This is a genomic window from Luteimonas rhizosphaericola, from assembly GCF_029888045.1.
Classification (GTDB): domain Bacteria; phylum Pseudomonadota; class Gammaproteobacteria; order Xanthomonadales; family Xanthomonadaceae; genus Luteimonas; species Luteimonas rhizosphaericola.
This window is the reverse complement of the sequence record NZ_JARXRN010000016.1, coordinates 77768-89776: the sequence shown is the minus strand read 5'-3', so window position 1 is coordinate 89776 and position 12009 is coordinate 77768. Positions and strand designations below refer to the sequence as shown.

The 12009-nt window shown below is 70.1% G+C and carries 7 protein-coding genes; 3 read left to right on the top strand and 4 right to left on the bottom strand.

All coding sequences use genetic code 11. From position 1 onward, the window contains the following. Nucleotides 1-147: 147 nt before the first annotated feature. Nucleotides 148-3501, bottom strand: a complete 3354-nt coding sequence (locus QFW80_RS01695) for an FG-GAP-like repeat-containing protein (protein ID WP_280599292.1) — start codon at nucleotides 3499-3501, stop codon at nucleotides 148-150. Between the two features lie 496 nt (nucleotides 3502-3997). On the opposite strand from QFW80_RS01695, the gene QFW80_RS01690 reads away from it, so the two are divergent. Further along, nucleotides 3998-6388: an acyltransferase family protein gene (locus QFW80_RS01690; RefSeq protein ID WP_280599291.1), complete on the top strand. Its 2391-nt coding sequence runs from the start codon at nucleotides 3998-4000 to the stop codon at nucleotides 6386-6388. Nucleotides 6389-6601: 213 nt separating this feature from the next. Continuing rightward, the gene (locus QFW80_RS01685) at nucleotides 6602-7480 is read left to right on the top strand and encodes a 1-acylglycerol-3-phosphate O-acyltransferase, YihG family (RefSeq protein ID WP_280599290.1); all 879 of its coding nucleotides are present in this window, start codon (nucleotides 6602-6604) and stop codon (nucleotides 7478-7480) included. 262 nt (nucleotides 7481-7742) lie between these two features. On the opposite strand, the gene QFW80_RS01680 is transcribed toward QFW80_RS01685, so the two are convergent. Both QFW80_RS01680 and QFW80_RS01675 read right to left on the bottom strand, forming a co-directional pair. After that, a complete protein-coding gene (locus QFW80_RS01680; protein ID WP_280599289.1) occupies nucleotides 7743-8153 on the bottom strand; it encodes a DUF1801 domain-containing protein in 411 nt (136 codons plus the stop codon). Nucleotides 8154-8461: 308 nt separating this feature from the next. Then, nucleotides 8462-9157, bottom strand: coding sequence for a Rossmann-fold NAD(P)-binding domain-containing protein (locus QFW80_RS01675; RefSeq protein WP_280599288.1), 696 nt, complete (start codon nucleotides 9155-9157; stop codon nucleotides 8462-8464). A 522-nt stretch (nucleotides 9158-9679) separates the two neighbouring features. Here QFW80_RS01675 and QFW80_RS01670 point away from each other — a divergent pair. Further along, nucleotides 9680-10498, top strand: coding sequence for an HDOD domain-containing protein (locus tag QFW80_RS01670; RefSeq protein WP_280599287.1), 819 nt, complete (start codon nucleotides 9680-9682; stop codon nucleotides 10496-10498). A 57-nt stretch (nucleotides 10499-10555) separates the two neighbouring features. Here the strand turns inward: QFW80_RS01670 and QFW80_RS01665 are convergent, their stop codons facing one another. Beyond that, nucleotides 10556-11923, bottom strand: coding sequence for a M14 family zinc carboxypeptidase (locus tag QFW80_RS01665; RefSeq protein ID WP_280599285.1), 1368 nt, complete (start codon nucleotides 11921-11923; stop codon nucleotides 10556-10558). Between the last annotated feature and the right edge of the window lie 86 nt (nucleotides 11924-12009).

The following is a 12009-nucleotide window of genomic DNA, read 5'->3' as shown; positions in this document are numbered from 1 at the left end:
CCGGGGCGCGGCTGAAGGCGCTCAGGATCTAAGTGGACGATGCCACGGGTTCTCCCACGGCGGGCAGGGCGCGTGTCCACACCCTCGCCCCGTCGCAATGGGACAAGATCCAGGTGCGTGCGAGGGGGAACCCCTTGGACGCCCGGCTCAGTTCACCACGCGCCACGCTGAGCCGGAGACCGTTGCCAGACCGGTTTGGTCACGATAATCCGCCGCCCGCCAGAGCGTGTTGGCACCTGAACGCGTGTTCCGCCACACGATGTCGGCGCGGCCGTCGCCGCTGTAATCGCCCACCGCCGCGACCTGCCAGTCGAGGTTGGTTACGCCGGTCACCGATTGCTGCGCGCCGTGGTCGGCTCCCTTCCAGATCACATTGGCACCGCTGGCCGCGTGACGCCAGAGGAGGTCGGCGCGTCCGTCGCCGTCGAAGTCGGCGCTCGCGGCGACCCTCCACCGCACGTCCGTCACCCCGACTACGCGCTGCTGGCGCGAATGTTCGCCCCCGCGCCAGATGACGTTGGCGCCCGTGCGCGCATGGCGCCAGAGGATATCCGCGCGCCGGTCGCCATCGAAGTCGCCCACGCCGGCCACGGTCCAGTCGAGATTCGTGACGCCAGTGACGGGCGTCTGCATACGGTAATCCGCGCCGCGCCAGATCACGTTAGCCCCCGTGCGACGGTTCCTCCACAGCACGTCGTCACGTCGGTCGCCGTCGAAATCGGCAATGCCGGCCACGGTCCAGTCGAGATTCGTCACCGCCTGCATCCGCAACACCGCACCGTTGTCGGCCCTGCGCCAGATCGCGTTCTGGCCGCTCGCACCGTGACGCCACACGAGGTCCGCATGGCCGTCGCCGTCGAAGTCGCCGGCACCGACCAGCCCCCAGCGGGTATCGGTGACCGTCGTCAGTTCCCGCTTGTTCGCGTACTGGGCCCCGCCCCAGAGCACGCCACGACCGTTGCCGGCGTGGTGCCAGGTCAGGTCGGAACGTCCATCCGCGTCGAAGTCGAACCGCGTCGGCGTGGGAGCGGCGGCATCGTCGTTCCGGATGCGCACGATTCCCGGCGACGGCATGTGGGCGCCGCGCAGGTTGCGGGCCACGATCCGGAAATACTCCTCGGGTTCGGGATGGTTGTCGCCGACGATCACAACCGACGTGAAGAACCAGCGATTGCCCTCGCTGATCGTGGCCGCGCGCGTCTCCGGCAGGTAGTCGCTCTGTCCCGAAGCGGTTCCGTCCTCTGTCGCCAGATCGAAGCTCACCCCGGCCGCAGGTGCCGGCACCGACAGCCTGGCCGCGATTTCCACCGTCCTAGCCTCGCCTGCCTTGCCTTCGAGGACGCGCTGGTGGGCGACTGTCAGCGAGGGCAGGGTGGACAGCGTGATGTCCTGCGTCGTATCGCCCCGGGTGTAGCCTTCCACTCGCTGGGGAAGGTAGGGCCATGGCGCGAAATCGAGCGCCAGCGCAAACGGCGTCCGGTCGCGCGATTTGATGGAGTACGTGTAATCCGGCGGATAGGCCGTCAGTCCGTAGCCGTTCGTATCCCCGGTGATGTTGAAGGCGGTGAGCTGGAGCGGGATCTGCTCAGCAGGCGACTCTCCTGCCGGCCACCGGATCCGCCCGCTGATACGCACGCCGCGTCCGATCGGGATGTTCGCGGTCACGTCGCGCTCGACTTTCGCCAGGCGCGCGTATCCGGACACCCATGGCGATTCCTCGGGCATTTCCGCGTTGAGATCCACCTGCGAGCCGCGGACGACGTCGAGACGGAAGGTGTAGTCGGGCGCGGTGGCCGTGGTCCACAGGACTTCCGACATCCCGTGCAGTCGCGTGAATCCGTACACCTGCACGCTGGGTGGGCGGACCTCACCGTCCGCGAACTGCACCACGCCGCTGACGGTGGGACGGGGGTCGTCGTCCACGATCAGCCCCTCCGCCTCGCCGTCGTAGACCGGCAGGCCGGTCACGTTCGCCAGCCGCACCTGGACGGTTTCATCGCCCTCCACCAGCGTGTCGGGGAGCACCTGCACCTTGAACGTCCACTCGCGCTGTCCCTCGGGGAACTCGACGTTCGTCATCGCATCGGCCACATAGTCCTGGCCCGCGGTCGCGGTTCCGCCGGACGTGGTGGCGACGTCGAAGCGGAGCATTCCCGCCGGAACCGGATTTGAGATCCTGACCACGAACTCCAGCCACACCCCGCCTCCGTCGCCTTCGGTGGTCCGGGCATCCAGGATCGACACGGTGCCGACCGGATCCCGGAAGCGGGCGATCGTGTCGGCCATCAGGTTCATGCTGCGGACGTTGTCCGCCTGGTCGCGGATGCCGCATGGCAGCCCGAGGCAGGCCGTGCGGCCCGGGCTGGAGAAGTAACCTACGCGCGCCTGCCCCTCCAGCCCATAGGCCATGATCGTTGCGAAGGCCGGGTTCGCGTCGTGACGATAGCCGAACGAGAAGTCGAACGCGCCATAGCCCAGCGTGCCGTCGACGGTCATCGCCTCGCGGTCGTGCGCCGACCCCAGGTTGTGCCCGATTTCATGCGCCATGGTGTACGCACCGCAGGCCGTCACGCTGAAACCGTACGAACTCGATGCATAACTGCCGGCAAGCCCACCGCCGTTGAGGTAGGCGATACCGCAGCTGGGATCGTCGGGGGCATACGGGCGGAGCATCGCCACGAGGTCGGCGCTGCGCGCATTGCGCGCAGCGAAGATGTCGAGCCCGTCGGGCAGCGTATTGTTGGTGACGTCGTCCAACGCCTGGGCGTTGAAGGCGTTCGGCGGGTAATCGGTCTCCAGCAGCCCCCCGAGGACGAGTCGCACGCGCGTACCGCTGTCGATGTGCGCCTGGTTGGCGATCTCCAGCAGGTTCACGAACTCCGTTTCTGCGGCCGCCACGCTCCCGCGCTCGCTGACCAGATTGGTCGTGTAGACGCCGAGGACGACGATCTCGGTGGTGCTCGCGTCTCTCGCGGTCCCGGCGTTCTGCATGACGCGGCCGCCGCGTTGCCGCGCAGTGGAGGTGGCGTGCGTGCCCGCCTCGGACGAGCCGGCCAGGGGCGCACCCGCGTGCATGCGGGACTGCGGGCCGGCTGCGCGCGGCACCGGCGGAATCACGTAGTCCGCATGCCTGGCATGCGGGTCCACGCCCGGCGGCACGAGTCCGGGATCGGGCGCGAGCACTGCCTGGCCGCGCGAGGTCTTCACCTGGAGCGCGTGTCCTTCGGGGGTCGGGAGGACCCCGAACACGCCGTCACGTCCATAAGTCAGCACCGCTGCTAGGTCGCCGGCCGGGGTTGCGACGCGCCCGATCCAGGTCATGGTGTTCCGCGGCCCGTGGGTCATGCGCTCGAACAGCACGCGATACCGCGTACCGTCCGCAAGCCCGACCTCCATGAACCCGGTGCGCGCCGCCCGCTCCGCCGCCTTGCGGTTCATCCGGACCGGGACAGGCAGCGACGCAGCCCCGCCTCGACCCGCATCCGGTGCGAGGGTGAACATGAGGCTGCCACTGTCCTCGTACGCGTAGGGCGCGACAGGCTGGCGCGGCGAGGATCTCAGGCCCGGCCCCGGGACGGGTGGCGTCGCCTCCATCACGCGTTCCTGCGCAGCCGTGCGCGCTAGTGGGCGGGGCGGGGAGTCGGAGCGTCCGCCGGTGTTCCACCAGATGCCGAGCACGGTTGCTGCGACGAGGGCGAGGCAGGCGGTCAGACCGGCGACCCTTCCACGCACGGCGCCCTGCTGGCGCCGCGCGAATCGGCACGAATCCTTCATGAGCTGCTCCCCCGAGTCTGGAGGGGATTAGAGCGCGGGAACGCTGGCCGCGCAATGGCGGGGTTCCGGTGGGCGCTTGGAAGCAAGCGTGCTCTTCGGCGACCATGTCCGCCCCCCGCTGCACCACCGGTGCGCGTCGCATCGGCGCGGCGGCGGCCGACGGCGGACAGGGTCGCCCGGCTGCCGTCCCCATCGGCTCGCCCCGGTGCAATGGAGAATACCGTTGGTTGCCAGCATCGAACATCGCGGAGCGTATCGACCGGAGATCGACGGCCTGCGCGCGATCGCCGTGGCGAGCGTCGTGCTCCACCACGTCAATCGCGAGTGGTTGCCCGGCGGTTACGTGGGGGTCGACATCTTCTTCGTCATTTCCGGTTTCCTGATTACCTCGATCATCCACCGCGACCTGGCCGCCGGGACGTTCTCGCTGGGCGATTTCTACCTCCGCCGCGTCCGCCGCATCATGCCGGCGCTGCTTGTGGTGACCGCGGCCACACTCGCCGCGGGCATGCTGCTGCTGTTGCCCGATGCGCTCGAACGCCTGTCTCGTTCCGCGCTCTATGCCGTGTTCTCGGCCGCGAACATCTACTTCTGGCGCTTCCTCGACGACGGATACTTCGCCGAGTCCAGCGACCAGGAACCTCTGCTGCACCTGTGGTCGCTCGGCGTGGAGGAACAGTTCTACCTTGCATGGCCGCTGCTGCTGGTCCTGCTGGCCGGAGTCGGCCGACGCCGCGTGGGCGTCGCGGTCCTGGCGGCCGCCGCGGTCGGGGTCGCGTCGTTCGCGCTAGCCGAGGCGACCAACGCATCCAGCCCCAAGTTCGCCTATTTCATGCTTCCCACCCGCGCAGGCGAGTTGATGGTGGGTGCACTGCTTGCGCTCGTGCTTGAGCGGCTTCAGCCGATGCGGGGCGCGAGCGCGTTCCTGGCCGAGGGGGTCGGCCTGGCGGGTATGGCGATGATCGGCTGGTCGCTGGTCGCACTGGACGACCTCACGCCGTTTCCGGGACTCAACGCCCTGTATCCTTGCCTCGGGGCCGGCATGATCATCCTCGGAGGCTCGCGCTCCAAGGTGCTCCAGTGGTTGCTCGCCAACCGTGCCGCGGTCGGCCTCGGGCTGATCTCCTATTCGCTCTACCTGTGGCATTGGCCGATCCTGGCCTTCCTCCGCTATTTCTTCGCCAGCATCGCGGGCGTGCATATTGGTGTCGCGCTGCTTGCCATGCTGGTCCTGTCTTTGGCCACGTATCGGTTTGTCGAACGGCCGGCGCGGCGGGTGCGGTGGACGGGATGGCGCCAGGTTGTGGTCCTGTTCGTGCTGCCGGCCCTGCTGGTGTCCCTGGCTGCGGGATACGCGGTCGCCACCGCAGGCCTGAAGACGAGGATCGAGTCGTCTGACCGGCTCAGGCGCCTCGAGGCCGCGACTGCGCCTGCGTTCGAGTTCGACGAGAACTGCCAGATCTCCAAGCGCGTACCCGGCATTCTGTCCGACCCCCGGTGTCTGATCGGATACGCGTCCGCGGCCGGCGACGCGCCCCAGGTCCTGCTGTGGGGCGACTCGCACGCGGCCCACCACGTGGGTGTACTGGACGTGCTCGGCAAGCACGGCGGCCTCCGGATCCGCAACGCGTCGCATTCTTCTTGTCCGCCGGTGTTCGACGCATCCTCCCCGTTCGCGAAGTACGAGGAAAGCTGCCTGTGGTTCCAACGCGAAGTGCGCGCGCAGATCGGGGACGGGCGGTTCAACGTTGTGGTCCTGGGTGCGGCATGGTCTACCTATGAGGACATGCCGGACTTCGAACCAAAGTTGCTGGCGACGATCGAGGAGATCATCGACGGCGGCGCCAGGGTCGTCCTGCTCGGCCGCGTTCCCGTACAGTCGGACTACAACCGCCAGTGCAGCCAGCGCTGGATCAGGATCAACGGCACCGGGTGCGGCGAGCCGACCGTCCGCAACCGGCGCATGGCGTTCAACGAGCGCCTCGCCGCACTGCAGGACCGAGATCCAGCGATCGCCTATCTCGAAGTCGGCTCGGCGATCTGCGATCCCGAACGCTGTCCGTCGCATCTGGACGGGTTGCCGATCTACTTCGACAAGTCGCACCTGAGCATGCGTGGGTCCGCGCGCGTCGGGGAGCACCTGATTGCCACCGGGCGGGCGGACGCGTGGTTGGCGGCGCTCTCCGGCGGCGCCTGGAGGTCGAACGGGCAGGGCGATGGCGCATCGCAGGTGCCACCGGTACCGCTCCCGGTTGCGGCCGAGGACGGAATCGATCGACGGATGTTCGCTGGGCTGGCGCTTCGCGTGCCGTTTCAGGTCATCTCGGATTCGGAGATCGAGCAGGATGGATCCAGACTCCGCAAGATTGTTGTCGGCTTCGAGCGCGCCGACTCGCGGGCGCTGGCGCGTCAACTCGACCGGCAATTGGTGGCCGCGGGGTTCCGAAGGATCGGAATGCGCAGAGTGAAGGGCGGCCAGCGCTTCAACTTCCGCGCCGAGGACGACGTCAGGTTCACTTTGCTGGTGTTGCCGCGCAGTCATTCCGAGCCGGCGGACTCCGCGAGTACCGGATCGCTGGAGTTGGTCATCGCACGCCCGGCACGCGGCCGCTGATCCGCCGGTGAAACGGGGGTGGTCTGCCGCAGGCGATCGGCCGTGCCAGGCGCTGGGGAGGCGCTGGGACGGTCGCGAGGCGCTTGTTGGCGGCCGAACCTTCGCTCGCGAGGTTGGCCTCCCTGCAGGCGTGACGCGTGAGTGACATCGCCTGCGGTGACGCGACGTGTGGGTTTCCGCGACAATGTGCGTCCGCCTCCGCCCGTCCTTGCCATGGCATCCCTGCGCACAGCGCTGATCTTCCTGCTCATCGCCGCCAGTACCGTCGTGCACGTGGTGCCGCTGCTGGCGGTGGCGCTGGTCAAGGCGGCGCTGCCGGTCGCGCGCCTGCGCAGGGCCAGCAATGCGGCGCTGACCGGGATCGCGGAAAGCTGGATCGGGGGCAACAGCTGGATGGTCGGCCACCTGCTGTGCACCCGCGTGCAGGTGCAGGAAGACGCCGCGCTGCAGCGCGACGGACACTACCTAGTGCTCGCCAACCACCAGAGCTGGGTGGACATCGTGATCCTGCAGAAGGTGTTCAACCGGCGCATTCCGCTGATGCGCTTCTTCCTCAAGCGCCAGCTGTTCTGGGTGCCGTTGCTGGGGCTGGCGTGGTGGGCGCTGGACTTCCCGTTCATGGGCCGCCACACGCCGAAGCAGATCGCGCGCCGGCCGGAACTCGCGCGGCGCGACATCGAGACCACGCGACGCGCCTGCGAGAAGTTCCGCGAGATCCCGGTGGCGATCATGAACTTCGTCGAGGGCACGCGCTTCACCCCGGACAAGCACGCACGGCAGAGCGCGCCGTACCGCCACCTGCTCAAGCCCAAGTCGGGTGGGGTGGCGTTCGTGCTCGACGCGATGGGAACCGGGCTGCACGCCATCCTCGACGTGACCATCGTCTATCCCGCCGGCCGCCCGTCGATGATGGACCTGGTGGCCGACCGCATTCCCGAGGTCCGCGTGCACGTGCGCCAGCGCCCGATCCCGGCCGAACTACTGCATGGCGATTACCAGAACGACCGCGGATTCCGTATCCGCTTCCAGCAGTGGATGAACGGGCTGTGGCAGGAGAAGGACGCGGACCTCGCGCGCCTGCTGGGGGAATGAGGACAGGGCAGCCGTGCCGGCGCAACGCGTAGCCCGGATAAGCGAAGCGCCTCCGGGTTGTCGACGCGCAAATGGGATTCAGCGCGTCCCAGCCCGGAAAGCGACGGGAACGGGAACACGTCACCCAATCCCGTCGCCCGCATAAGATCCGTAGCCCGGATAAGCGCAGCGCATCCGGGGCGCCCGGTAGCTCCATCACCTCCCCGACACCCGGATGCGCTGCGCTTATCCGGGCTACGCAACTTCGCCTCGGGAGCCGCGATCACGCCGGCTCGGGCCACGGCCACCCGGGATGCCTGGCGGACTGTTCGATCCAGGCCTTGATCTCCGGCGCGCGCGCCTCGTCGAGCGTCCGTATCTTGACGTAACGCGAGCCTTCACCCTGGGGTGGCGGCGGATCGAACCGCGCGCCGGCGAAGAACACCAGGTTCACCGACACGTCGTAGGCCACCATCTCGATGATCCATCCGCGCCCGGGGAGCCCGTAGTAGGCCTTCTTCCATTTCACGGCGTAGCGCAGGTCCGGAATGGATGACCGGATGACCCCGTCCAGGTGCGTCACGATCGGCTGCAGGCCGGGCATCGCGTGGGCGAGCCAGTCGGCGACCTCGGCATGGCCGGCCGCGGGTTCGGGCGGCTTGCGGTTCGATGGACCGGTGGTGGTCTTGCGCATGGCGAGCTCCGGTTCGCGGAGGGTGGGGCACAGGATAGGGCCGCTGCCGCACTGCGAGGGCAACCGGCGTCGCGGATCCGCGGACGCGGGCCCCGGTGCCGCCCGTGGCTTACCGATTGACGGGCCCATGCGATGAAGTCCGCGCTGCGCGTGCCGATTGCCCAGCGCCTATCGACCCGGCGTTGAAGGTGCCGCAGGCGTGGCCGCCCGGCCCGGGTCGCTGCAGAGCGCGCGGCGCGGCGCCGCGGGGGTGGTGTGGGGGCGGCGCGGATATCCCGGAAGGCCCCGGCTGCATGCGCGGCGGAGGACTAGGGATGCGTCGGAGGCGGCGTGGCGGACCCGGCCCCGGATGCGCCGAGCGCGTTGATCGCGTCGTTCTCCACCACCGCGGGCGGGTCCGGCATGGCCGCCAGGGCCAGCATTGCGCGCCCGAGCAGCTCGGTGCTCGTCATCAACCCCGGCAGCAGGCGCACCCCCAATGCCATGGCCGGGCCCGCGACCGTGTAGAGCGGGCGCATCCATCCGTGCGGGCTGCGTTCGCCATGCGCCGGCGCGATGCCGCCGGGACGCAGCATCACGGTGCGGATCGGCAGGGCGCGCAGGACCGCCTCGGCGTCGCCTTTCACCCGCAGCGGCATCACCCGGCTGCCGGGGTCGGCGCGGGCACCGGAGATGTAGAGCAGGCGTGCGCCGGGATTGTGCTGGGCAAACGCGCGGGCCACGTGCAGGGTGAGATCGACGGTCACGCGCCGATAGTCCGGCTCGGGCGTACCCAGGGGCGGCGCGCCCGCGCAGTAGAAGCAGGCGTCGAACGGGGCGAGCCGATCGCTCACCGGCGCCAGCTCGTCGAAGCGTTCCACCACCAGGTCGGCCACTCGCGGGTCGGCGTGCGCGAGAGGCCGCCGGCCCAGCACCGCCACGTGGGTGACCGCCGAATGCACCAGCGCCTCGGCCAGCACGCCCTGTCCGACCAGTCCGGTGGCGCCAGTCATCAGGATGCGCATGGGGATCGCCTGGGAGGGAGTGTGGCCGAGTCTATCGAGGGGAAGATGTGGGCGGCGTCACGGGAGGTCGCGGCAGGGCGTGTCGTTATCCGCGACGGCGCACCGGAAGCGCCCTCCGCCGGCGATCGCCGGGCGCGCCGCCGTCGCGACGGAATCCGGCAATGCCCGACGGACTGTCGATCCGCCGCCCCCGGCCGATAACCCCGGCAGGCGCCGCCACCGACGCGGGCGCGCGCCATGGTTGAATGGCGCCCGCGGCCGGGGAGGGCCCAGGGGGAGCGAATGACGACGACCGTGCCGACCATGTGGATGTTGATCCTGCTTGCCCTGGGAGCGCTGGCCGCATCGGGGCTGGCGCTGGCCGTGCGCCGGCGTGGAAACGGGAGTGTTCTGCGGACATCCGCTCCCGCTACGACCGCCGTGATCCGGTCCACCGTCGCTGCCGGGCCCGGCGTATCCGATGCCACGCCACGAGCCGAAGACGCGGAACCCGATGCCACCGCTCCGGAATCCGAACGCGCGATGCTGCGGCGCCTGTGCGCGCCCGCGTTCGCCGACGCGACGGCGCTGGCAGCGCGTCCCGCCGCATCCCATGCGGCCGCCGTGGCGGCGGCGACCGACGTGCTGTCGCGCATCGATGCGCATCCGCGCTACGTACCGCGTCGCCCGCAGCTGCTGCCCCAGCTGAGCCGCGCCATCAACGATCCCGCGGCCAGCGCCGCCTCCATTGCCGCGATCCTCGCGCAGGATCCGGCGCTGGCCGGCAACCTGCTGCGCATCGCCAACAGCGCGACGTACCGCAGGCAGGCCGCACCGGTCGAACAGCTGGAACGGGCGGTGGCGCTGCTCGGCACCGAAGGCCTGCGCCGGACGGTCATGGCCGCGCTGCTGCAGCCGGTGATCACCGACGACGGCAGCGTGTTCGCCCGCTGCGCGCAGCGGCTGTGGGACCACACCCTGCGCTCGGCGGGAATCGCCGAGGACCGGCCGCGGCAGGCGAGCCGCGACGACCTGCATGCCGCGCAGCTGCTGGCGCTGCTGTACGGGCTGGGGTCGGTGGTGGTGGTCCAGGTGCTGCGCGACATCTGGACCAGGCGCGTCGATGGCGTGCCCGATGCCGACACCGTGGCCATGCTGCTCGACACCTGGTCGGTGCGCTGTGCGCGGTCGATTTCCGCCGACTGGGGCCTGTCGGCGCGCGTGCGGCAGGCGCTCGACGAGCTGGAGCGCGATCGCGACGGGACAGCGCTGGGCCCGCTGGGGCACCTGCTGCGCGGCAGCCGCGCGCAGGCGGCCGTCGATGCGGAGGAATGCGCAACCGTCGAGGCGGCCGGCGCCTGACGCAGCGACGGTTGTGCCGGTCGTCCGGCCGCGCCGCGCCCGATCGCGCGGCGGCCGTCAGTCGGCGGCGGGTTCGCGCCGCGACGGATCGACGTCCCCGGCCAGCGTCCACACGATCTTGCGGCCCTCGGGATCGCGGCTGAGGTGGAAGTACGCGGGCACGCGCGGCTCGATGGGATGGGCCTGCGCGGCTGTGTCGCCCCCGGGTGCCGCTACCGGCACGATGTACAGCCCGCTGGCGTCGATGGTGCGGCGCGCGCTGCGATCGGCGAGGTCGCCCACGTCGATCAGGCGGCCGCCGCGTTCGAGCAGGGCGTCGTCGAACTCGACCAGCAGGTCGACCTGTGCCGGTGCCTGGCCCGGCACGGCGAGCGTGCCGCCGACGATGCGCAGGTCGGCCCAGCCGGCGCCGTTCTCGGGCAGGTCCTGGTAGGGCGCATGCGGCAGGCTGGCGTGACTGCCGGTGGCGATGGCGTCAAGGGCGCCGGCCAGGGCGAGGAAATTGAGCTTGCGCAGGCGCTGCTTCTGCAGGTCGCCTTCGATGCCGCCGGACTCGATCAGGATCGTCGACACGCCCGCCTGCGCGGTCAGGTCACCGAAGGCGCGCGGATTGAAGGTGTCGTCCCACTTCGCCATGTAGCCGCCGACGTACGGCTCGAGCACGGCGCGGATGGCCACCGACACCTCGATCGCGCGGGCGCGGGCGTCGTCGACCTCGCGCGCTTCGTTGAACGGCGGGGCCAGCAGGGCGATCGCGGTGCCGCGCCCGCTGTCGCCGACCCGGGTGCCCACGTCCTGGTCGTGCAGGTTGAAGCCGAATCGCGGCTTCAGGCGCTCGCGCAGGTCGTGCAGGGCGCGTCCCTCGGGCGAGGCGAGGGCGCGCGCATCGCGGTTGATGTCGATGCCCTGCGCGTTGCGCCGCTGGAAGCGCGCCGCCCCATCCGGATTGACGATTGGGAACACGTGCAGCGTGGTGCGCTCGCGCAGTCGCCGGACCAGCGGATGATCGGGATGTTCGCCCAGGAAGCGGAACAGGTCCGCCAGCGCCATCGACGCGGTGCTCTCGTCGCCATGCATCTGCGACCACAGCAGCACGCGCGTGTCGCCTTCGCCCCAGGACACATGGCGCAGCGGGCGTCCCTCGGCGCTGCGACCGATGGTCTCGGTCCCGAAGCCGCGGGCCTCGCTGGCCAGCGGGCCGGCCACCGACCACCAGTGCTCGGGCTGGAAGCGGCGATCCTCCAGCCCGTCCACCCGGATGCGGGTGTCGTACAGCCGGTCCACCGCATCCAGCCATGCAGGCGCCGGCGGCAGGCCGGCCTGCAGTGGGGCCGATGCCTGCGCCGCCGGCGGCGCCTGGCTCGAAGCGGCGTGCGGCCACAGCAGTGCCGGAAGCAGCAGCGGCAGCAGGAACATCTTCGGCATGACGGAACGCCCGATCGGAAAGCGTTGCATGCTCCGAAGCGCGGTGCGCGTTGTCAAACCTTCGCAGTCGCAGACCGGCGCGCGGC